The organism is Paraburkholderia sp. PREW-6R (genome assembly GCF_039621805.1).
In the GTDB taxonomy this organism is placed as follows: domain Bacteria; phylum Pseudomonadota; class Gammaproteobacteria; order Burkholderiales; family Burkholderiaceae; genus Paraburkholderia.
Genome location: NZ_CP155074.1, coordinates 85844 through 108856 on the forward strand (window position 1 = coordinate 85844; position 23013 = coordinate 108856).

Below are 23013 nucleotides of genomic sequence, written 5' to 3' on the forward strand. Positions count from 1 at the left end.
CAGCCCTACATCCCGCACGGCGACACGCCGCAAGTGATCGATTTTGAACTGTGCGGGTTCGAGCGTGGTCTGTCATTCACACCACGTCCGTTCCATTGGTTTCCTAAAGTGAATCCCATGTCGACTACACCGAACACTCCAGCTTCGAGCCACCCCACCGACACTCAATCGCCGAGCTGCAAGGTCGGCGCGGGACCGCATGAAGCGCCCGCGTCGCCGGCCGGCAAGCGGCCCGCGCCGCCCTGCACGCTGGTGATCTTCGGCGCGGGTGGCGATCTCACAAAGCGTCTGCTGATGCCTGCGCTTTACAACCTCGCCGTCGACGGACTGCTCGACGGCGGCATGAAGATCATCGGCGTGAATCACGGTGAGCGCGAGACGAGTGCATGGCGCGACGATCTGCACAAGTCGCTCGAACAGTTCGCCGCCGACAAGGCCAGCACCTTTCACGCGGGCAAACTCGACGACAAGGCGTGGGACTGGGTCGCGCAACGCCTCGAATACATGGCGGGCGAATTCGAAACCGATGACGTCTTCACGAAGCTCAAGCAGAAGCTCGGCGAAGGGTCGGGCGGCAACGTGATCTTCTACCTCGCGGTGAGTTCGCGATTCTTCAAACCGATTGCCGAGCGGCTCGGCAAGGCGGGTTTGCTGAAGGAAGAGGACAGCGGCGCATTCCGCCGCATCGTGATCGAGAAACCGTTCGGCACCGATCTCGCGTCGGCGCGTGATCTGAACGAACACATCCTGTCGTATGCGAAAGAGACGCAGGTTTATCGCATCGACCACTTTCTCGGCAAGGACACCGTGCAGAGCATACTCGCGGTGCGCTTTGCCAACGCGTTGTTCGAACCGATATGGCGGCGCGAATATATCGACAGCGTGCAGATCACCGCAGCTGAAACGATTGGCGTGGAAGGGCGCGGCAAGTTCTATGAGCAAACCGGCGCGTTTCGGGACATGCTGCCGAACCACCTGTTCCAGCTGCTCGGCATGGTCGCGATGGAGCCGCCCAATTCGTTCGACGCCGAAGCCGTGCGGGACAAGAAAGCCGAAGTCTTCGACGCGATCCAGCCGCTGACTCGTGAAGACGTGGTATTTGGTCAGTACGAGAAAGGTCCGGCGGGCGTCGGCTATCGCGAAGAACCGGACGTCGCGCCCAACAGCACAACGGAAACCTATGCGGCCGCGCGCGTGTTCGTCGAGAACTGGCGCTGGGCCGGCGTGCCGTTCTATCTGCGTACCGGCAAGCGCCTCGCCGCGCGGCGCACGGAAATCTCGGTGCAACTGAAGCCGGTGCCGTTCAGAATGTTCCGCGACACGCCGGTCGATGCGCTGACGCCCAACGTGCTTACGCTGCGCATCGACCCGGCGCATGGCACGAGCTTCGACTTCAATGTGAAGACGCCCGGACCGGTGATGCAGATCGGGCACGTGCAGTCGTCGTTCGACTATGCCGACTTCTTTGCGGAACGCGCCAACGTGGGCTATGAAACGCTGCTGTACGACTGCATGCTCGGTGACGAGACGTTGTTCCAGCGCGCCGACAGTATCGAAACGAGCTGGGCCGCGGTGGAAGACGTGCTGCATCCGAAAACCGGCGGCCCGATGGCCGTGCACCCTTACCCGGCCGGCAGCGAAGGGCCGGCCGAAGCGGACGCGCTTCTGGCGCGCGACGGCCATGCGTGGCGGCCGCTGAAAACGGAACAACACGAGAAGAAGTGACCATCACGCGTATCAACATCAACGGGGAATGCCATGGCGACACCCAGCACCAAAGCGAAAGGAAAGGCGAAAGAGGCGAGCAGCACCGAACGCATTCTTGCGATCGACGTGGGCGGCACGGGTCTGAAAGCCGCGATCATCGACGCGGACGGCAAGATGCAAACCGAACGCCTGCGAGTCGCGACGCCGCACCCGTGCACGCCGGATCAGCTCGTCGACGAACTCGTGAAACTGGTGCAGCCGCTGGTCGAGAAAGAACCGGCCACGCTGATGTCGATTGGCTTTCCGGGCGTGGTGCGCAATAACCGTATTCTCACGGCGCCCCATTTCGGCGACGAAGGCTGGCACGACATTCCGCTTGCCGACTCGCTGGCGCAGCGGCTCGGCGGCCTGCCGGTCCGCATGATCAACGACGCCGAAATGCAGGGCTTCGCCGCCATCGAAGGGGAAGGCCTCGAATTCGTGCTGACGCTCGGCACGGGCGCGGGCACGGCCATGTTTCGCGACGGCGAACTGATGCCGCACCTCGAGCTCGCGCATCATCCGGTAAGCAAGAAAGGGGTGGCCTATGACGAGTACATTGGCGACGCCGCGCGCGAGAAGGCGGGCAACAAGCGCTGGAATCACCGTGTCCAGAAAGTGATCGGGATCATTGAACGACTCGTGAACTATGACAAATTATGGATCGGCGGCGGCAACGCGACGCGCCTGAAATTCGAGCTTCCGGCAAATGTCGCCACCGTGTCGAACGACGCCGGTATCGAAGGCGGCGCGCGGCTGTGGCACCCACGGTCCGTGCGGGAAACGCGTCAGTTGCCGGATGCCACCACGCGCTCAGGCAAATTCAAATGACACGGTGCGGGTAACGCCTGGATCGGCCGGCCGGGCCGGGCTTCGAGCCGGTGTGCGCGCGGCATCGCTGCGCGGTGCCGTCAGCGCGCAAACCGAAGGCTTCGCGGTGTCGTCGCCCGGTCTTGCCGAACGCGGCACGCTCGATTCGAGTCATACCGCGAGCGCGAACCGGTGCGGCGGCGGCAACGTGCCGCCCGCGCTGCAATAGCGCAACGCACCCGGCGGGCGAAGCGCTACGCCGTCACGATCTTCGATCCGGACGGCGCGCCGGTCTGTAACGAGGTCGGACACGCCTAGCGCGCCGCGTCACCCCAGCGATACTGCACGGTCGCTTCGTCGAGTTGCTTCCTGATCTGCTCGTCGAGCACGACATCCACTGCCGCCAGGGTGTCGCTCAACTGCTCGGCACGGCTCGCGCCGATAATCGCCGAACTGATCAACGGATTGGCCAACACCCACGCGAGCGAGATTCGCGTCAATGATTCGCCGGTGGGCGCCACGATCGCTTTCAATTGCTCGATCGTCTGAAATTCGCGCTCATGCCAGTAGCGTTCCGTGTACATGGCACCCGCCTTGCCGACCGTGTCGGTAAAGCGCCCGGAAGCGGGCTTGGCGTCGTGCTGGTGCTTGCCGGTTAGAAGTCCGCCTGCGAGCGGGTTGTACGGCATCACGGCAAGGTGCTCCTCTCCGGCGAGGGGCAGCAACTCACGCTCGATCTGGCGGAACAGCAGGTTGTAGCGCGGCTGGACCGACACGAAGCGCGCCGTATGCAGAACGTCGGCACGGCCGAGCGCGCGTGCGAGCCGATAGGCGAGGAAATTCGATACCCCGATATAGCGCGCCTTTCCCGAGCGAACGATCACGTCCAGCGCTTCCAGTGTTTCATCGAGCGGCGTGCTGGCGTCGTCGGAATGAAGCTGATACAGGTCGACGTAGTCGGTTCCGAGACGGCGCAACGATGCGTCGATGGCATCGAGCAGATGTTTGCGCGACGCGCCCTGATCCCACGACGACGGCCCCACTTTGCCGACCGCTTTTGTCGCGACGATGAAGCGCTCGCGTTTGCCCTTCAGCCAGCGACCGACGATTTCCTCCGTGCGCCCGGCGAGGTTTTCGCCGCCGCCGAGCGGATACACGTTGGCCGTGTCGATGAAATTGATGCCGGCGTCCGCGGCGGTGTCGAGAATGCGATGGGACGCGTCTTCTTCGGTTTGCAGGCCAAAGGTCATCGTACCGAGGCACAAGCGCGAAACAGTCAGGCCGGTGCTGCCGAATTTGCGAAACTGCATGGGTCACTCCGGGGTTGGGTGGATCGGAACGGCAAAGAGTGTTGCAAAAAGGATAAACGGTTCCGCGTGACGGGGGTCGAGATTGCCGCAGCGCGCTGCTTGTGGAATGATAGCGATTCTCATTTATACTTATAAACCCAGCCAGCCATCCCGTCGTCCTTGCCTAGCAGGAGACCGGCAGCCAGCCATAGCGGCTTTGTCATCGATCCCGTGTTCGTACGGATCCGGCAAGCGCCATTCTGACGGGATTCACATGCTCAAACATACACCGCTCGCGACAGCGCTCGCGCTAGCTTTTGCCGTTCCTTTCGCCACGCCTGCCGTCGCCCAGACGGCGCCGCAGGCTGCGTCGCAACCGTCGGCCGACACCGCGCCGGCAAGCGCGAAACCCGCCACGAATGCGGATGGCACGACGTTGCCGGCCGTCGGCGTGACCGCGCGGGCCGAACAGCAGGACTTTCAGCCGGAGCGTTCGACGGTCGGCGCCAAAACGCCGACCGCGTTGCGCGATATTCCGCAGACGGTGACGGTCATTAACAAGGCGGTGCTGGAATCGCAGGGCGCGACCTCGTTTCAGGACGCGTTGCGCAATGCGCCGGGTGTGACGATCGGTGCGGCCGAAGGCGGCCAGATCGGCAACAACATCAATCTGCGCGGCTTTACCGCGCAAAACGACATTTACCTCGACGGCTTCCGCGACCGGAATCAGTATTACCGCGATACCTTCGACCTCGAACAGATCGAAGTGCTATACGGCCCTTCTTCGATGCTGTTCGGCCGCGGATCGACAGGCGGCGTGATTAACCAGGTCAGCAAGAAAGCAAACCTGAAGGATTCCGCCGAAGTCACCGGCATGATCGGCACCGACGATCGCTATCGCAGCACCGTCGACGTGAACCACAAGCTCACCGATACCTCGGCGATCCGCCTGAACGCCTTCGGCCAAAGCCTTGGTTCGTCGCGCGACGAGATGAAGAACAAGGACTACGGTATCGCGCCCGAAGTGCGCTTTGGCATCGGCACGCCGACCGAGGTGACGATTTCCGCGCTGATCCAGCATAACTACGATATGCCGGACTACGGTGTGCAGGCGCTGAACGGTCGCCCGGCGCCGGTCTCGAAAAATACGTTCTATGGCCTGACCACCGACCGCACGATTCAGGACGTGCAGACGTTCAACGCCGCGATCAAGCACAAGTTCTCTGACGCGCTGACCCTGACCAACCAGACGCAGTTTTCCCACTCCATGACCGACGCGCGGGAAACTGCGCCGCAAGCCGTGCTGACCGGGCCTCTTGCGACCAGCACTGCGCTGACCAACGGCAACTACACGTCGCTCTCGCCGTCGCAACTGTTCATCAAGCTGCAAAGCCATGACCGTGTGATCCAGAACCACTCGCTGTACAACGACACCGCGCTCGAATACAAATTCGATACGGGGCCGATCAGGCACGACGTGATCGCGGGCTTCGAACTCGGCCACGACAGTTATTCGAATCAGGCGTACACGCGTAATAACCTGCCGGTCGTGACGATGGTGAATCCGCAGTATCTGTCGTCGCCCGCAGGTGTGACGACCACGCTCGGCAACTATGCGGATTCCGGTTCGAACGAAATCGGCGCTTACGTGAACGATACGGTGTCGCTTGGCCAGCACTGGAAACTGGTCGGCGGTCTGCGCTGGGACCGTTTTCAGGCGCAGATTCACAATACGGTCAGCCTGCCGCGCTACGCGACGCAAACCAACTTCTTCACGAGCGTGCGCGCCGGCGTGATTTATCAGCCGACAGACTGGCAGTCTTATTACGTGTCGTACGGCACGTCGTTCAACCCGTCGCTCGAAGCGTTGACAGTGACGAATCTGACGCAGAACCTCGCGCCGGAGTCCACGAAGTCATATGAAGTGGGCGGCAAATGGGACCTGCTCGGCGGCAACATTTCGGTCAACTCCGCATTCTTCCGCGAGGAAAAGAACAACGCGCGCACGCAGGTGTCGCCAACCGAATATGAGCTCGATGGCGACGTCCGCGTGGACGGTTTCCAGACCAACGTTACGGGGCACATTACCGACAAGTGGCAGGTGTTCGGCGGCTACACGTATATGAATGCGATCATCCTGAAGGCGCTCGATGGCACCCAGGGACACGTTCCAGCGAACACGCCGCGCAACACGATCACGATCTGGACGACTTATGCGCTTACGCCGCACTGGGAATTGGGCGGCGGTCCGATTTACATGTCGCCGCGCTACGCATCGAACACGAATTACGTGAAGGTGCCGGGCTATACGCGTTGGGACGTGACCGCCGCGTACCACGCGAAGAAGTACGACGTGCGCCTGAACCTGCTGAATCTGACCAACAAGCAGTACTACGACGGGCTGATCGCGTCGGACGGCGGCCGCTCCGTGCCGGGCATTGGACGCACGCTGCTGGCTACGTTCGACTATCGCTTCTGATTTTTTGCGCTGCGTGCGCGAAGGCCACATGCGTTAGGCTTGCCGCTTTTGTGATGCGGCAAGCCGACGCCCGGGACACACCAATGTTGCTGCACATTCCGAATGTTTTGAACGCCGAACAGGTCCGCGCGATCCGCGAACGTCTGGACCGCGCAGGCGAGGCCTGGGTCGACGGCCGCGCGACCGCCGGCTATCAGGGCGCACCCGTGAAACGCAACCAGCAGATCGCGGAGCACACGCCGGTCGCACGCGAACTCGGTGACGAGATTCTTGCCGCGATCGAACGCAACCCGCTGTTCATCAGCGCAGTGCTGCCGAATCAGGTGTACCCGCCGCTCTTTAACCGCTACGAAGGCGGCATGACGTTCGGCAGTCATGTGGACGGCGCGGTGCGCGTGTTGCCCAATGGCGTGAAGTTGCGCACCGACGTGTCGGTCACGCTGTTTCTTTCCGAACCTGCCGACTACGACGGCGGTGAGCTCGTGATCGAAGACACCTACGGCGTGCAGCAGGTCAAGCTGCCGGCGGGCGACATGATTGTCTATCCGGCGACGAGCCTGCACCAGGTGACCCCGGTCACGCGCGGCGCGCGCGTCGCCAGTTTTTTCTGGGTGCAAAGCCTCGTGCGCAACGACACCCAGCGCGCGCTGCTGTTCGACATGGACACCGCCATTCAAAGGCTGAACGCCACCCACGCCGACGACACTGCACGCCGCAGCCTCGTTGGCTGTTACCACAATCTTCTGCGTACCTGGAGCGAACCGTGAGCGCACCCGACACCCTCGATATTCAGCCGCCGGCGGCCGACCGTTTCGCGACGCACGAGCCGCAGCGGCTCGACCCCGACGAACTGAAGTCGCGGCAACGGCGCTCGCGACGCGCCACGTTCGTGAAGTGGCTGCGCAAGGTGCATGGCTGGGTTGGCTTGTGGGGTGCCGCGCTGGGACTGCTGTTCGGCACCACCGGTTTCTTTCTCAATCACCGTGGCGGCCCGTTGCGCGTTTCGACGGGAGAGCCGCAAGTGGCGATGTTGCAGGTGCCGCTGCCACAGCCCGCGCCGGACACGCCGCGTGAACTGGCCAAATGGCTGAAGCACGAACTGAAAATCAACGGCAACCCGGGGCGTATGCAGAAAGAGCCCGCGCATCCGGTGGCGTGGGGCGATCGCAGTGTCGTTCAGCCGGAGCACTGGCAACTCAGCTTCGCGTCGCCCGGTGAGAACACGTCGGCGGAATACTGGGTGGGCAATGGCTACGTGACGGTCAAGCGCAGCGCGAATACCTTCCTCGCGACGCTCGCGAATCTGCACAAAGGCGTGGGCTTGAGCGTCGGCTGGGTGCTGCTGATCGACACGCTGGCGGGCAGCATCATTCTGCTGTCACTCACGGGCGTTCTGCTTTGGACCGAACTGAACAAGCGCAAGACCATTGGCGCGGTGCTGGTGCTCGGCTCGATCGCCGCCGCGGTATGTGTCGGCATGATGTGAGCATGAACGCGGCGCGGCGGCCCGGCGGCCCGGCGGCCGCGGGTCCGTAGAGCCGGCAAGCCCGCGAACCGGCGAACTGGCGAACCGCCTATCCAGCGACCGCGATGCACGGCCGGCGACCCGCTGATCGGAAAGATTGGTTTGCAGTCACCGTTCGCAGCACGTTTTACCACTCCTACGCGCTGCTTCAGGCCGCGCCTCCTCGCGTATAAGCAGTGCGCAGAATGCGTCTTTAAGCCACGTCAGAGGCCCGCTCTTCGGTGGCTCCAGCGCGGCTTTGCCTTCCTGCCGCATGTCGCTACGTGCGAAAATCCCGCTACGTTCATTGCACCATGACCGGTTGGGCGTCGTCGCGTCGGGCATCGCTTTTGCAACCGCGGTCCGCACGTTTGCGGCAAAGCCATTGTGGAGGATATCGCGTTGAAAGAGCCGGACAGTCTTATGTCGGAAGCCTCGCCCATCGATCAAGGCACGCCCTCGTTTCTGGCGGGCGGCGGTGAACTCGGCGCGCTGATCCGCGCTTACGACTGGAATTCGACGCCGCTTGGGCCGCCCGATAGCTGGCCACAAGGGTTGAAGATCGCGATCCGCATCATGCTCACGTCGCGGCAGCCGATCTGGATCGGCTGGGGCGACGAACTGATCTACTTTTACAACGATCCGTATAAATCGATCATCGGTGGCAAACATCCCGTCGCGCTCGGGCAGCCTACTCGCGTGGTATGGCGCGAGATCTGGACGGATATCGAACCGTTGCTCGACGAAGCAATGAGTGGCGCGGAGGGCACCTTCGTCGAACAGAAGCTGCTCATCATGGAGCGCAACGGCTTTCCCGAAGAGACGTATTACACCTTTTCGTACAGCCCCATTCCGGGCGATAACGGCGAGCCGGGCGGCATCATTTGCGCGAATAGCGACGATACGGCGCGCGTGGTGGGCGAGCGGCAACTCGCGCTACTGAAGGAACTGGCGGCCGCGAGTCCCGACGGCCGCGACTGGCGCGCGGCGTGCGAACTGAGCGCGCGCGCGTTGCGCTCCAATCCACAAGACCTGCCGTTTGCGCTGCTGTACGCGGCCGATCCCGGCAGCGACACGTTAAAGCTCGTGGGCACGAGCGGCATCGAGCGCGGCCATCCGGCCGCGCCTGAAACCATGAGCGCGAACGACAGCCCGGTCTGGCCGTTCGCCGACGCTTTCAGTATTCAGGAGCCGCAGATCGTGCGGTGCCTGACGCAGCGTTTCGGCACGGCGTTGCCGCGCGGTCCATGGCAGCTTGCGCCCGAGCAGGCGGCGATCGTTCCGGTATCGGCCGGAAGCGACACGGCGCAGGCCGTGCTGATGATCGCCGGCCTGAGCCCATACCGTCTGTTCGACGAAGCGTATCGCAGCTTTCTGAACCTTGCCGCCGGACAGATCGGCGCGACGATCGGCTATGCGCAGGCGTACGAGGAAGAGCGGCGGCGCGCGGAGGCGCTCGCGGAAATCGACCGCGCCAAGACCACGTTTTTCTCCAACATCAGCCATGAATTCCGCACGCCGTTGACGCTGATGCTCGGGCCGCTCGAAGAGCTGCTCGCGAAACCGCAATCGCAGCATGGCGCCGCCGAAGCGGGCAGCGCCGGCGACCGCACACTGATCGAAATCACGCATCGTAACGGCTTGCGTCTGCTCAAGCTCGTCAACGCGCTGCTGGATTTCTCGAGGATCGAAGCAGGGCGCATCCCGCTTCAGACGCAGCCCACGGATATCGCGGCGTTCACCGCGGAACTCGCATCGCTGTTCGAGTCCGCAATGGAAGCAGCGGGCCTGCGGCTTGAAGTCGACGTGCCGCCGGAGCCCGTGATCGCGCAGATCGACCGGGAGATGTGGGAAAAGGTCGTGATGAATCTGCTGTCGAACGCGTACAAATTCACGTTCTTCGGCACGATCCGCGTCGCGGTGCGCGTGCTCGAACGGGATCGTATCGAAGTCAGCGTGACGGACAGTGGCATTGGTATCGCCGAAGCGGAAATCCCGCGGCTATTCGAGCGCTTTCATCGCGTGGCAGGTGCGCCGGGCCGCTCGGTGGAAGGCAGCGGTATCGGTCTTGCACTGGTGCAGGAACTGGTGAAGCTGCACGGCGGAACCGTCGCGGTGGAGAGCACCCTCGGCGAGGGCGCGCGCTTTGCCGTGACGCTGCCGCGCGGCGCGGCGCTGCCGCTGATCGCGAGCAACGCGGTCCATGCGTCGATGAGCAAACACGCACGCGACTATGTCGACGCCGCGTTGCGCTGGAGTCCGGAAAACGAGATCGTCGCCGAATTAACGGAGGTGGCGCCACCCGGCGGCGACGCGACGCCAGGCGGCAAGGCCGCCACGCCGGCGCGCCTGCTGGTGGTCGACGACAACGCCGATCTGCGCGAGTACATGAGCCGTATCCTGCGCTCCGCGGGTCACGACGTGCGCCTTGCTACCGACGGCCAGGTGGCGCTCGAAGCGGCGCGCGCCGAGCCGCCCGACCTCGTGCTGTCCGACGTGATGATGCCGCGGCTCGACGGCTTCGGACTGCTGCGCGCGCTTCGCAACGATCCCGCTCTTCGTGATACGCCGGTCCTGATGCTATCGGCGCGCGCGGGCGAAGAGGCGCGCGTCGACGGCATCGAGCAGGGCGCGGACGACTATTTGACCAAGCCGTTCTCCGCGCGCGAACTGCTGGCGCGCGTGGCCGGCAATCTGCAACTGGCACGGCTGCGTCGCGAGACCGAAATGAAACTGCGCGAGGAATCGCGCACGCTCGAAATCCTGAATCGCGTGGGCACGACGGTGGCGGCCGAACTCGATCTGAGCCGCGCCGTGCAGATCGTCACGGACGCCGCAACCGAGCTGACCGGCGCCGCGTTCGGTTCGTTCTTTTACAACGTGTTCGACGAGGACCACGGCAGCTACATGCTCGACGCGCTGTCCGGCGTGACGAAAGAAGCGTTCGAGCAGTTCCCGATGCCGCGTAACACCGCGCTCTTCGCGCCCACCTTCGGCGGCGAGGGCATCGTTCGCGCCGACGACATCACGCAGGACCCGCGCTATGGCCTGAACACGCCGCATCGCGGAATGCCGGAAGGGCACCTGACGGTGCGCAGCTATCTGGCCGCGCCCGTGCAGTCGCGCAATGGCGAAGTGGTGGGCGGGCTGTTCTTCGGTCATCCGGAGCCGGGCATATTCACCGAACGCGCGGAGCGGATCGTCGCGGGTATCGCGGCGCAGGCCGCCATTGCGATCGACAATGCGCGCCTTTATCAGGCCGCGCAAAGCGAGATCGCTCAACGCACGAAGGCCCAGCAGGCATTGCACGATCTGAACGAGACGCTCGAGCGCCGCGTGATCGAGACGGTGGCGGACCGCGACCGTTTGTGGGAACTCAGTGAAGATCTGCTGGTGGTAGCCGACATAGACGGGCGGTTGCAGCGGGTCAGTCCATCATGGTCGAACGCGCTTGGCCACAACTCGCAATGGCTGATGCAGCGCTCCTATGACGACCTCGTTCATCCGGATGACATCGCGACCGTCAGGCTGCATCTGGCCGAACTGCGCCGAACCGGTTTGCCGGTGCGCTTCGAGAACCGCTTCAAGCGGATCGACGGCACATGGCGCTGGGTCGCGTGGACCCTTGCGCTCGATCCGGACACCGATCGCATCCACGGCGTGGGCCGCGACGTCACCGCCGACAAGGAAACCACCGAGGCCCTGCGGCATGCCGAAGAAGCACTGCGCATGGCGCAGAAGATGGAAGCGATCGGCAAGCTCACGGGCGGCGTTGCGCACGACTTCAACAATCTGCTGCAGGTGATTGGCGGCAATCTGCAACTGCTCGCCAAAGACGTGGCGGGGGCGGAAAAAGCGGAGCAGCGCGTGCGCAACGCACTCGCCGGTGTCGCGCGCGGCGCGAATCTCGCGTCGCAATTGCTGGCGTTCGGGCGGCGTCAACCGCTCGCGCCCAAGGTCGTCAATCTCGGCCGCTTCATACGCGGCCTCGACGACATGCTGCGGCGCGCGCTGGGCGACGGCGTCGAAGTCGAAACGATCGTATCGGGCGGCTTGTGGAATACGCTCGTCGACCCGTTCCAGGTCGAGAACGCACTGCTCAACCTGGCAATCAATGCGCGCGACGCAATGAGCGGTCATGGCAGGCTCACCATCGAGGCCGGCAATGCGGCGCTCGACGACGCTTACGCCAAGCGCAACGCGGACGTCACACCGGGTCAGTATGTCATGCTGGCCGTGACGGACACCGGCACCGGCATGTCGGCGGAAGTCCGGGAGCGGGTGTTCGAACCTTTCTTTACGACGAAGCCCGAGGGCCAGGGGACGGGCCTCGGGTTGAGCATGGTCTACGGCTTCGTCAAGCAATCCGGCGGTCACGTAAAGGTCTACAGCGAGGAAGGTCACGGCACGACAATCCGCATCTATCTGCCGCGTGAGCGGCAGGAAGAAGATCTCGAAACGAACGTCGATCCCGGGCCGGCCAAAGGCGGCACGGAAACCATTCTGGCCGTCGAGGACGACGAAGAAGTGCGCACGACCGTGGTCGAACTGCTGGCCGACCTCGGCTATCGCGTGTTGAAGGCGAAAGACGCGCAGAGTGCGTTGGCGATCATCGAGAGCGGTGTGCCGATCGACCTGCTGTTCACCGACGTCGTCATGCCCGGCCCGCTGCGCAGCACCGAGCTGGCACGCAAGGCGCGTGAGCGTCTGCCGTCCATCGCCGTGCTGTTCACGTCGGGCTATACGGATAACGCCATCGTGCACGCCGGGCGGCTCGACGAAGGCATCGAACTGCTCAGCAAGCCCTATACGCACGAAGCGTTGGCCCGCAAGGTGCGCTACGTGTTGCAGACGCAGAATCCGCAAGCGGAGCAGATCGCGTCGCTCGAACCGCATCAGCTTGAAATCGAGCCGCCCGCTACGTCATCGAGCGGCGACACGTTCGCCAATACGTCCTCGCGCATTCTTCTGGTGGAAGACGACGAGCTGATACGCGAGAGCACCGCCGAGCTGCTGCGCACTTTCGACTTCGACATCTTGGAGGCCGAAGGCGAGCATGACGCGAGGCGCCTGCTCAGCGAACACGCGATCAGCGTGATGTTGACCGACGTGGGGCTTGCAGGCAAATCGGGCGTGGATCTGGCAATGGAAGTGTGCGCGTCGCGGCCGGATCTGCGCGTGATCTTTCTGACCGGCTACGATCTTGTGCTGACGCCGGAGCAACGCAAGGTGTTGCCGCATGCGATGCTGCTGCGCAAGCCTTACGATCCGCTCGATCTGATCGACGCGCTGAAGACGCCGCTCGGCTGATCGATCGGTCATCGGGTCGGCGAGCCGGCGCCTCGGCCGGGGTCAAAATCAGGTCATAGCCCCGATGCGAGGCCGCCAGCGCAACACTGACGGCTCGCGCTAGAATCTTTGCAGATCGGATAGCCCTATCCTGCCGTTTCTTCCGGATTCCGCCAATGACCACAGCCGCCAATCAGGTCGACGCCGCACTCGTGACGCGGCGCGCGATCCGCGCGTTTCTGCCCACACCGGTTCCGCGCACTGAAATCGAAGCGATACTCGAAGCAGCCAGCCGCGCGCCGTCGGGCACCAACACGCAGCCGTGGCGGGTCTATGTGGTCACCGGTGACTCGCTCGCGCGCCTTTCGCAAGCCCTCGTTGCGGCCTACGATCACCCGCAGCGCGACGCGTTGTACCAGCAGGAGTATCCGTACTACCCGGAACGTTGGGTGTCGCCTTACATCGACCGTCGCCGCAAGATCGGCTGGGATCTGTACGGGTTGCTCGGCATCGAAAAGGGCGACAAGGCGCGCATGCACGAGCAGCATGCGCAGAACTACCGCTTTTTCGGCGCGCCCGTGGGTCTGTTCTTCACGATCGACCGCACGCTCGAACTGGGCAGCTGGCTCGACTACGGCATGTTTTTGCAGGCAATCATGACGGCGGCGCGCGGGCGGGGTCTCGACACATGCCCGCAGGTGGCGTTCACGCAGTTTCATCGCGTGATTGCGCAGCATCTGGACTTCTCCGCCGATGAACGACTGGTGTGCGGGATGTCGCTCGGTTTCGCCGACACCCAGGCCGTTGTCAATACGTTGCGCACCGAGCGCGAACCGGTCCAGGCATTCACCCGGTTTTTTGACTGAACCGGCTACGCCTCGTCTGTTGCGACGGGCGAGTGTCCTCTCTTCCAATCCGACCACAATGACAACATTTCGCCGCCATTATCTGCTGATGAGCGTGGGCGTGGGCTCATCGCTCGTACTGTCCCGCGTCGCATGTGCGGAAACCAACTCACTCAATGAAGCCGACCCCAAAGCGCAGGCGGTGGGTTACAAGGAAGACGCGGCCAGGGTGGACAAGGCAAAATTCCCGGGGTATTCAGCCGGCCAAACCTGCGCCAACTGCTCGCTGTTTCAGGGGAAGGCCACCGATGCCTACGGCGGTTGCACCCTGTTCGGCGACAAGCAGGTCGCCGCGCGCGGCTGGTGCAACTCGTACTCCAATATGTAAGCCTTTTGCAGCTCGCATTTTCCGCCAGCACGCGAGTCGGAGCGGGTTACATCGGCGCCTTGAGCACCAGTTCGTGTGAACGGCCGATCCACAGCGCCGCGTCACGATGGTCGCGCAGTGCGTCGCCGGTATTCGGGTGCACGAAGATATCGAGCGCGCCGTGATTGAGCGTTAGCCAACCGATGAGTTCGCCGAACTGGGCGGGCTCGAAGGCGAGCTGATACGACCACTTGGGATGTGGGCCGACCGGCTTTTCGTGAAACCGGCCCAGTTGCAGCCTGCCGTTCCAGTGCGAGTCGATCTGTTCGCGGAAAGCCCAGGCGGCATCCCGGCTGTCTGCGTCGAAATAGATATGGGCGTGCCAGCTCTCGATGGCGGAGGTGTCGCGGAGGGTCATGGGGTGTCGGTAGCGTAGCTGTCTTTTTACGACATTCATTCTGCTTCAATTTCCGCCGACGCGCGCGGCGTACGCGGCGTGTGAAACTCTTTGCCAAGCTGTCGAAATTTTTGCTCTGGCGCTAACTGCGCGTTTGGCTTTGTCTATGGCACGGCGCAACGGGACGGCAGCAGCTGCCTGTAGCCGCAACATCGTGAGAAGCGCGATTTGCGCAAAGCCGCAGCGTATGCAGCGCCGGCCGCCACTCAATTCTGATGGCGAAGCGCCGTGTTCTGCGCGCGACGCCGCGGACGGCTAGTAAGAATTGTCGTGAATTGTCGCGTTAGAAGCGCGTTTTTACCACGCCGCTTTGGTGCTGACTTGTGATCCGCCCGCTGAATGCATTCAGTGAATACCTGGCGGAAGCGCGCGTCGGCATCACCTGATGCGTTGCGAGGGAACGAACGTCGCGTGCGGCCTGAGTTTTGAGCGTAGACCCGCCACGGCCTGTCGCGCTCCCGGCGTCACTGCACAGTGCAGACTCGGCATTTTTGTTCGTTGGCATGCGCTTTGCTTTGTCTCATCAGCGGCATGCTGATCCGGGCGCATCCGACAGCTTGCGCACGAGACGCCGCGCCTCAGGGGCACGGCGCCATCTGGCAAAAAAACGAAAAATGCTGAACACGAAACCACACAGGGTTACGCACGGCGTAGAAGGCGAAGCGATCTCGCTCATCTTCTACCCCGACACAGGTTGCTTGCGCTTCGCCGACGCGCTCGGATCTTTTCACGAGCTCCGGCCACCGCATTCCTGGATCGCCATTTCGAGCGCTTCGCGCGGCGTGTGCCGCGGAACGCATGCGATGACGGACGTATTAACCACACTGCTGCGTGAGTTTTGCGCAAAGCGTGCCCGCTGGATGAGCGGCCCGCGGCGCCTGTCGGCGCCGGTGCCTGCAACCTTTGGCGGGCCCGTTCATACTCATGCTCATGCGTCCGACGACGCGCCGGTGCATGCGTCGCATCGGCTGCCTGCCGCTCCGTTTGGAGCGCGTTTGCAAGCCTAGCGGAAGCGTTGCGGCGCGATTCGGCAGTCGAAACAGACAGACGGGCGCTGGCCAGTGGATCGATTCAGTTTTTTGCGGTGTCGTTCGTCCAGCATGCGAACGGCTTAGTGAACTTTGCGAGGTGGGCTATGGAGATTATCGAGCTTGAACCCAGCGTCTCGGCGGACGGACGCGCGGTGATTTTCCAGCTTTCGACGCGCGGACGTGACCTCGAATGCGCGGTCACGCGTGAAGCGTTGGAGCAGCATTTCTGGCTGCAACGCGGCGCCGGCGAGGAGCGTGTGCTAAAAACATTTGCCGACGGTCGCAAACGGATCACAGCGGTTGCCGAAAGAAAAATGCTCGCACGGCCGGGTGAAAAAGTTTTGCTGACCATCAGCGATTTTGCGTCGCGCAAGTAATCTTCGAACCGTGTTCCGGTTCACGTTCCGCTGGCGCTCCGTGGCGCTCTTGTGCTCTCGCGCCAGATGTTTTCCGGGCGACGGTGATCATCACCGTCGCTTTCATATGTTCTGAGCGTGCGTGCTTAGCGCTTCTGACCCGCATTGTTCCTCCTCTGCTTCACCACTCGTAGACGCTGAAAGCGAGGTGCGGCGCGCTTCTCCGGCGTGCTCGCATCCACGTCACGTCTGACGAATTCACGCGGCGACGTCGATTCATCGAACTGACCTGCCAATTCCCTTCGCTTCGCAAGATTGCATGTGAATGCGCTCGCATACACTGTTTTCCATGGAGCGACAAATCACCGAGCCCCATCAGCGCGGTCTTCCCCCCGCGTTGGTTTTGAACCGTACCGTTGATGACAGTAGCTCGCGGCCGTCGAGCGCGACAGTGCAGTGAAGCAGTAGAAGTTAGAAGCAGTGCAAAGAAAAGCGCGCGCAGTCGACACATCCAAACGCGCCATTCAGCAGGGGTGGTATCAACGCAGTTGAAGACAAGGACCGGTGGTTAGCAGTGGAGGTAGCAGTAGGAGTAGCAGTAGCAGTACAGGGAGCGATCATTTCTGGCAGTAGCGTTTCAGTAGTAGCGTTTCAGCAGTAGCGTTTCAGCAGTAGCGTTTCGGCAGTAGCGTTTTGGCGGTAGGTTTTTGGCAGTAGCGATTTGGCAGCAGGTTTTTGCAGTAGCAGTTCAGTCACGACACGTTGTGCAGTCAGTGCCAGCAATATCCAGTGGAAGTCGATGTTGTAGTTGCAGTCGTTGTTGAAGTGGAAGTTTTAATTGCGAGAGCTTTGTTCGTTTTGGTGGGTATAGGTCGGCACGCATCCACGCGCGAGCTGACTGTTCCATCCTGTCAGACCCTGTTCCCTCGCGGGAGCAGGGTTTTTTTTCGCCGATGTGTTTCGCGCCGCTTGTATTTCGAGGTATCGGACCGATATGCCCGGGTCGCGTCAGCGACGATAGCGGCGCGCACGTGCGGAAATAAAGCCTGCGTTTCCAACAGGTTTTTTCTGCAGGCCGTAAGATGCTGTTCATCCGCACGACATCAGCCTGTCTTGAAGTCGTGTTGGTTTGTTTAAGGCTGTCTTAATTGTGGCTTGCCAGTATGGCTGTACAGACTCAATGGAGATCTGTCAGGCCGCCGGCGTCAGGCGGCATTAGCCGCCGCGCACGACCGTAGATTTTGCGTGAAACTTTGCGTGAAACGTGCGAACCGGTAGCGGAGCCTAGAGTAAGCGAAGGAGGTTGAAACGTTATGTCCAGTAAATCGCGAGTCCGCAAGCACACCCCTACCGCCATGTCGCCGCTGCTGCGTGCGCTGACGTTCAGTCGCACCGCGCATGAGCCGATCACGTCGGCAATGCTTTTGCAGTGCTATGCCGCTCTTGATGCACTTCGTCACGGCCACGGCTCGCGCGATCTGCACATGACACTGAGCCGGCATCTGTTGGTCTCGCAGGAATTGGCGCGGCTTGGGCTCGGCGAAGAATGGCTAGCCGACATCGAAAGCGCCCACGCCGCGATGGTCGAACTCGACGCGCGCGAGCATGACCACACTGAATGGCGACTCGATGACAGCGAATACGCCCGTCTGCGGACGGCACTCGGGATTCTCGATGCGCAACTGTCCGCCGCGTCGTTAAGCGAGATCGCGAGCGCGGAGGCGAGAATGATCGAAGGTCTGATGCGTTCCGCGAAGGTGCGGGCGATCGCAGATGCCGCAGTGTGAGGCGCGCGGGCCGACACACGATCGCGCAATGAAGCGCGACGAACGAAACAGCGTCCCGATAAATCGCACCCCGGAAAGCTGGACAACGGTCCAACGTCCGGGGTGTTTGTTTGAATGACGCGGTTCTTCGCGATTACGGTTCACGCTGTCGATCGAACTGTGCATCGAACGCCGCAGAACGGAACGCGTGGAAAGTTTGCAGCGCCGCTGGTATCGAATGCGCCGGCGCATCACGAATCGCGCACACAGCGTTATGCGTCAGCCGGATCCTCTTGCGTTCCCTCCGCCGAACCGTTCACGCCGAGCTGTTGCCGCGCCTTTTCCCAATACTCTTCCGAACGTCCGTCAGGACTTCCATCTTTCTCCCAAAGATAGAATGCGAGTGTTCGAATCTGCTCCTCGGTAACGGGCACGTCCATTTTCACTCTCCAGCAGTTAATGGTTTTGAGGATTGAGCACGTATCAGAAAAAGGCCGCAATGATCGCCAAGCTGAAGGACTGCTGGCTTTAATGCACGCGCTCTTGTAATCGCCGATTACGCAAGCGCTGTTCCCGCAAATCCGCAATGAATAATTGCCAAATGCAGTGGGTCGAATTGCACACCTGGACCGGCTCTGGGCATGGGGTCTGCTGATGTTTGAGCGCCACATCTTGACCGTGTTGCTCTCTGTGGCGCGGGTGTTTTTCCTCTACCCAACACAACGCTTTCCAGGAGTTTTTCAAATGAAGGGTTATGCAATTTTTTGCGCGCTCGGCGCCACGGCCGTTTTTTCTTGCAGCGCATTTGCTCAAGACAATTCGCCAAGTGCGACCAAAGGTCTAAACGCGGGCGACAACGTTCAATCGGCACCCACGCACAAGTCTACTCACACCCGAAAGATGAAAGCGCCGAAGGCTGGAACGGCTGGCGCATCCGCGCAGCCGGGCGGCACCACGACGCCGGGTGGACCGAACGCGCCGGTTAGCGCGAGCGGTTCCGGCAGCTGACGCTTCAAACCGACGCCCGGCGACGCAGCGGTCTTTGAGACTGCTGTCGGGTATAGCCTTGTCAACCTCTTCGTGAACGCCTCAGTGGCCGGGCGCCTCGCTTTTCAACGCCGCGCCGGCCTATCGCATGCGTGAACGGCCCGTCAGCGCCGTCATGCCCCTCCCCAACATCACCGATGTGCCTGCATGCCGCCGTTGGTGTCGCCTGAGCGTCGGTGCGTCGATCAGCGTGACATTACGTGTGTCGCAGTCGCCCGCTTTTTAAGCCAGTATCTGAAAGCGCCGAAACGCTGGCTGGCGACAGACGTCCATTTCACGCCATGCTTGAACGCATCTCAAGCGTGCTTTAAAGCCGCTTGAGCACGTCGTATCCGAGATGCAGCAGCTGATGTCATCTTGATCGACGAACGTCCGGAAGGACCGCCTGGTGTCGCCAGCCATCCGTTACGTGCCGTTTGCGGGAGCCTTTCACAGTTGTTAGACTGATTTCCTACAGGCATGCGCGCGTGCATGGGCAGCCGTTCGCAGCGTCGGCACGCCGGGCGGTCATGTCTATGGCGAGATTTCGGAGACCTCATGGCTTACATGCTGCTCATCGTCGAACCTACGAATCAGCGCACCGAGCGCGGTGAGGCCGCGGGGCGCGATGTCTACGACCAGATGTTGCGCTTCGCCGCGGATCTCAGGGAGCGCGGCAAACTCGTCGCGGCTGAGTCTCTGAGTTCCACGGACGACGCCGTGCGCGTCGAGGTGCGTAGCGGTCAGCCCAAATTGCTCGATGGCCCATTCGCCGAAGCGAAGGAAATGGTCGGCGGCTTTTTCCTGCTGAACTGCGATACGCGCGAGGAGGCGGTGGCGATTGCGCAGGCGTGTCCGGCGGCGTCCTGGTGCACCATCGAAGTCCGCAAACTCGGCCCCTGCTTTACCTGATCATTGGCTATGAGATTGCGCTCAGGCGTGGCCGTGAACATCGCAAGGGTTTTCCCTGCGCTTTCGTTTATTCACCTCAGGTGTGTCGATCCGGCGGCGCGTTGTTCGTCGTGTGAATGAGATGCCGGCAAGATGCGCGGCTCTTCACTTCACAACGACAGGAGGTATGCGCGATGCGATTCATGATTCTGGTTAAAGCGACCGCCGCAAGCGAAGCCGGCCATATGCCCGAAGCCTCATTGATTGCCGCGATGGGCGCTTATCACGAAGAACTCGCAAAGGCCGGGGTGCTCCTCGACGCCACCGGTTTGCAGCCGAGTTCGAAGGGCTGGCGCGTACGGTACAGCGGCGGCAAGCGCTCGGTGATCGACGGCCCGTTCGCGCAGACCGGCGAGTTGATCGCCGGCTATACGCTGATCCAGGTGCGCTCGCGCGAAGAGGCAATGGAGTGGGCGCGGCGTTTCCCCGCGCCGTTCGGCGAACATGAAGATGGCGAGATCGAAGTGCGTCAGCTGTTCGAACTCGACGACTTCGAGCCCGGCCCGGAAATCGACCGTTTCCGTGAACTGGAAGCCGGCCGCCGCTGAGCGCAGCGGACCATGACCGTCATGGCCCATGATCCACGGTCCGCTGTCACTTCACATCGCGATTCACGGACTCCATCATGCACATGCAGATCGACGTCAATCTCGCCGTTGACAACTTCGAACGGTCAACGGGCACATCTGGGAAGCTGATCTACATGGACCCGAATGCCAGCCGGGCGGGTTGAGACCGTGTCCATAGAGGCCACCCATCGTGCGATCGAGGCGGTCTGGCGCATCGAGTCCGCCAAGGTCATCGCCCACGTCGCGCGGATGGTGCGTGACGTGGGCCTTGCCGAGGAACTGGCGCAAGACGCACTGGTGGCCGCGCTCGAACATTGGCCCGCGGCGGGCGTGCCCGGCAATCCCGGAGCATGGTTAATGACGACGGCAAAGCATCGCGCGCTCGACCGTCTGCGTCAGGACGCGCTGCACGCACGCAAGCACGAGGAACTGGGCCACGATCTCGACGCCGTCGAGGCGCACCTCGTGCCGGATTTCGTCGATGCGCTCGACGCCGCGCGTGCCGACGACATCGGCGACGACCTGTTGCGGCTCGTGTTCACCGCCTGCCACCCGGTGCTCTCCACGGACGCACGCGTCGCGCTCACGTTGCGCCTGCTCGGCGGCCTCACGACGGATGAGATCGCCCGCGCGTTCCTCGTGCCCGAGCCGACGATTGCACAGCGCATCGTGCGCGCCAAGCGTACGCTCACGGCCGCCCATGTGCCGTTCGAGGTGCCGCGGGCGGACGCGCGGGCGCCACGGCTCGCGTCGGTGCTGCAGGTGATCTATCTGATTTTTAACGAAGGCTATTCGGCCACGACCGGCGACGACTGGATGCGCCCCGCGTTGTGCGAGGAAGCGTTGCGGCTTGGCCGCGTGCTGAGCGGTCTCGTGCCGGACGAAAGCGAGGTGTTCGGGCTCGTCGCGTTGATGGAGATTCAGGCGTCTCGCACGCATGCACGGACCGATGCGCAGGGGCGTCCCGTGCTGTTGTTCGATCAGGACCGTAGCCGCTGGGACCCGCTGTTGATTCGTCGCGGGCTGGCCGCGCTAGCGAGCGCAGAGGCGCTCGGCGGCGCGACGGGTCCGTATGCGGTGCAGGCGGCGCTCGCGGCGTGCCATGCACGCGCCCGTCGCGCGGAAGATACGGATTGGACGCGTATCGTCGCGCTGTATGACGCGCTGGGACGGGTCGCACCGTCGCCGGTGGTGGAATTGAACCGCGCGGTGGCAGTGGGGATGGCGTTCGGACCCGCCGCCGGGCTCGACATCGCCGACGCGCTCGCCGCCGACGCTGCGCTCGCGCATTATCACTGGCTGCCGAGCGTGCGCGGCGATCTGCTGGCGAAGCTTGGCCGGCTCGACGAGGCGCGCGCCGAATTCGAGCGTGCGGCGAATATGACGCGCAATGCGCGCGAGCGCGAATTACTGCTCGAACGCGCGCGCGGTCTCACACGTTAGGTGTAGGTGCGTCGGCAACGCCGGCGACGCAGAAGGCCGGTAGCCTGCAAGTCATCGAGCCAGCGGATCAACCTGCGCTGTTCCATTTCGCGCGACATGCAGCAGCGCGCGCTGCCCCAGGTGAACAACGCAGACCGCTTGACCGGTCACGCCGAGAAGAACGCGAGCGCACCCATGATCACGCCCGCTGCCGCGACGCCGAAAGACAGGTTGCGCAGCCAGTTCTTGCGTGTGAGCAGCGTAATCGCGCACAGCGCAATTGCCACCTGAATCAGCGTGGTCGCCTGCGCCCAACGGTGATGCCCATGCAGCAGCGCTTCGCTCTTCGCGTCGTTTTCGATGACTTCTTTTTCAATCGCTTCGGCCTTCGCGCGGATCGGTTCTTTCTGCTGCGTGTACTTGGCGACGTCGGCGACGAATTTTGCGTGCGCGTCGGTATTGTTCGTGGACAATGCCGCGCCGAGTTCGGCGAGATTTTCCTTCTCGCCTTTCGCCTGATAGTAGTTCCACTGATTCGACGCTTCGGTCTTCCTGATCGCAGCTTCGTTCTTGTAGTACAGCGCGAGGTTTTCGCTGTTGCCGCTCTGATAGGCGCACAGTGCGCCGATCGTCGCGAGGATCGCCGTCATCACGGCCATGCGGCTCGCGAACGGGTCGTCGTCGTGATGACCCGCGTGTTCAACTGCGTGGTCGTGCGGACCATGCACTTCGTATTCTTCCGACATCTGATTCTCCGAGGCAAAACTTTTCTTGTGGCCGACCGGCGGCACGCACGGCGCTGGCGGCCCCAATCTTAGCGTGTGACGCCGGTCGGCGGAAAAGGTGCCTCACACTGGCGCGACAACGCCGGCGCTTCGTTCGTCAATGTCGTCCGTCGCCCCTCAGTGAATGCCGGAGGCGAGCCACGTCCTTACGAACGGGATCACGTGTTCTCCAGCGAGCATGCCCAGCAGGCCGACTAGCGCGATTATCGGCGGCGCGGGCGACTTCACCTCCAGCACGCTATAGAGCAGGCCGACCACCACGCCGACGGCCAGAGATACCAGATACGCTTTCATCATGCCTGTCTCCTCGAAGGCGAGCCG

The 23013-nt window shown here is 62.5% G+C and carries 19 protein-coding genes and 1 pseudogene; 15 read left to right on the forward strand and 5 right to left on the reverse strand.

Translation table 11 applies throughout. The features are described from left to right. Positions 1–117 precede the first annotated feature (117 nt). The 3 genes and pseudogenes from zwf to AAGS40_RS15705 form a co-directional block, all read left to right on the forward strand. Complete coding sequence (gene zwf, locus AAGS40_RS15695) at positions 118–1725, forward strand: glucose-6-phosphate dehydrogenase (RefSeq protein WP_345815705.1); 1608 nt, start codon at positions 118–120, stop codon at positions 1723–1725. Positions 1726–1758: 33 nt separating this feature from the next. Further along, complete coding sequence (locus AAGS40_RS15700) at positions 1759–2577, forward strand: ROK family protein (protein ID WP_345815706.1); 819 nt, start codon at positions 1759–1761, stop codon at positions 2575–2577. Beyond that, a pseudogene (locus AAGS40_RS15705) lies at positions 2546–2844 on the forward strand (hypothetical protein); the annotation flags it as partial. The gene AAGS40_RS15700 and the pseudogene AAGS40_RS15705, both read left to right, overlap by 32 nt. Before the next feature lie 26 nt (positions 2845–2870). Here AAGS40_RS15705 and AAGS40_RS15710 read toward each other — a convergent pair. Further along, entirely contained in the window at positions 2871–3866 is a 996-nt protein-coding gene (locus AAGS40_RS15710; protein WP_345815707.1) for an aldo/keto reductase, read from the reverse strand. A 253-nt stretch (positions 3867–4119) separates the two neighbouring features. On the opposite strand from AAGS40_RS15710, the gene AAGS40_RS15715 reads away from it, so the two are divergent. From AAGS40_RS15715 to AAGS40_RS15740, 6 genes are all read left to right on the forward strand, one after another. Further along, complete coding sequence (locus AAGS40_RS15715; protein ID WP_345815708.1) at positions 4120–6324, forward strand: TonB-dependent siderophore receptor; 2205 nt, start codon at positions 4120–4122, stop codon at positions 6322–6324. A gap of 83 nt (positions 6325–6407) precedes the next feature. After that, positions 6408–7091, forward strand: a complete 684-nt coding sequence (locus AAGS40_RS15720) for a Fe2+-dependent dioxygenase (protein ID WP_345815709.1) — start codon at positions 6408–6410, stop codon at positions 7089–7091. Beyond that, the gene (locus AAGS40_RS15725) at positions 7088–7810 is read left to right on the forward strand and encodes a PepSY-associated TM helix domain-containing protein (RefSeq protein ID WP_345815710.1); all 723 of its coding nucleotides are present in this window, start codon (positions 7088–7090) and stop codon (positions 7808–7810) included. The genes AAGS40_RS15720 and AAGS40_RS15725 overlap by 4 nt, the downstream gene beginning before the upstream one ends. Positions 7811–8251: 441 nt before the next feature. After that, complete coding sequence (locus AAGS40_RS15730; protein WP_345815711.1) at positions 8252–13138, forward strand: response regulator; 4887 nt, start codon at positions 8252–8254, stop codon at positions 13136–13138. A 155-nt stretch (positions 13139–13293) separates the two neighbouring features. Next, complete coding sequence (locus AAGS40_RS15735; RefSeq protein ID WP_345815712.1) at positions 13294–13983, forward strand: nitroreductase; 690 nt, start codon at positions 13294–13296, stop codon at positions 13981–13983. Positions 13984–14041: 58 nt separating this feature from the next. Then, entirely contained in the window at positions 14042–14350 is a 309-nt protein-coding gene (locus AAGS40_RS15740) for a high-potential iron-sulfur protein (RefSeq protein WP_345815713.1), read from the forward strand. Between the two features lie 46 nt (positions 14351–14396). On the opposite strand, the gene AAGS40_RS15745 is transcribed toward AAGS40_RS15740, so the two are convergent. After that, positions 14397–14747 (reverse strand): DOPA 4,5-dioxygenase family protein, encoded by a 351-nt coding sequence (locus tag AAGS40_RS15745; RefSeq protein ID WP_345816572.1) that lies wholly within the window; start codon positions 14745–14747, stop codon positions 14397–14399. Positions 14748–15921: 1174 nt separating this feature from the next. Here AAGS40_RS15745 and AAGS40_RS15750 point away from each other — a divergent pair. Next, a complete protein-coding gene (locus AAGS40_RS15750; RefSeq protein WP_345816573.1) occupies positions 15922–16194 on the forward strand; it encodes a DUF1488 domain-containing protein in 273 nt (90 codons plus the stop codon). Positions 16195–17486: 1292 nt separating this feature from the next. Next, positions 17487–17960, forward strand: coding sequence for a hypothetical protein (locus AAGS40_RS15755; RefSeq protein ID WP_345815714.1), 474 nt, complete (start codon positions 17487–17489; stop codon positions 17958–17960). A gap of 251 nt (positions 17961–18211) precedes the next feature. Here the strand turns inward: AAGS40_RS15755 and AAGS40_RS15760 are convergent, their stop codons facing one another. Continuing rightward, the gene (locus AAGS40_RS15760; RefSeq protein ID WP_345815715.1) at positions 18212–18379 is read right to left on the reverse strand and encodes a DUF2934 domain-containing protein; all 168 of its coding nucleotides are present in this window, start codon (positions 18377–18379) and stop codon (positions 18212–18214) included. A gap of 214 nt (positions 18380–18593) precedes the next feature. Between AAGS40_RS15760 and AAGS40_RS15765 the strand changes: the two genes are divergently transcribed. The 4 genes from AAGS40_RS15765 (at position 18594) to AAGS40_RS15780 (ending at position 21928) form a co-directional block, all read left to right on the forward strand. Beyond that, entirely contained in the window at positions 18594–18947 is a 354-nt protein-coding gene (locus AAGS40_RS15765) for a hypothetical protein (RefSeq protein ID WP_345815716.1), read from the forward strand. A 576-nt stretch (positions 18948–19523) separates the two neighbouring features. Beyond that, positions 19524–19877: a YciI family protein gene (locus AAGS40_RS15770; RefSeq protein ID WP_345815717.1), complete on the forward strand. Its 354-nt coding sequence runs from the start codon at positions 19524–19526 to the stop codon at positions 19875–19877. Between the two features lie 173 nt (positions 19878–20050). Next, on the forward strand, positions 20051–20464 hold the full coding sequence (locus AAGS40_RS15775; RefSeq protein ID WP_345815718.1) for a YciI family protein: 414 nt from the start codon (positions 20051–20053) through the stop codon (positions 20462–20464). Positions 20465–20653: 189 nt separating this feature from the next. Beyond that, on the forward strand, positions 20654–21928 hold the full coding sequence (locus AAGS40_RS15780) for an RNA polymerase sigma factor (protein ID WP_345815719.1): 1275 nt from the start codon (positions 20654–20656) through the stop codon (positions 21926–21928). Positions 21929–22074: 146 nt separating this feature from the next. Here the strand turns inward: AAGS40_RS15780 and AAGS40_RS15785 are convergent, their stop codons facing one another. Both AAGS40_RS15785 and AAGS40_RS15790 read right to left on the reverse strand, forming a co-directional pair. Further along, on the reverse strand, positions 22075–22653 hold the full coding sequence (locus tag AAGS40_RS15785) for a DUF4337 domain-containing protein (RefSeq protein WP_345815720.1): 579 nt from the start codon (positions 22651–22653) through the stop codon (positions 22075–22077). 156 nt (positions 22654–22809) lie between these two features. Continuing rightward, entirely contained in the window at positions 22810–22986 is a 177-nt protein-coding gene (locus AAGS40_RS15790) for a DUF1427 family protein (RefSeq protein ID WP_345816574.1), read from the reverse strand. Between the last annotated feature and the right edge of the window lie 27 nt (positions 22987–23013).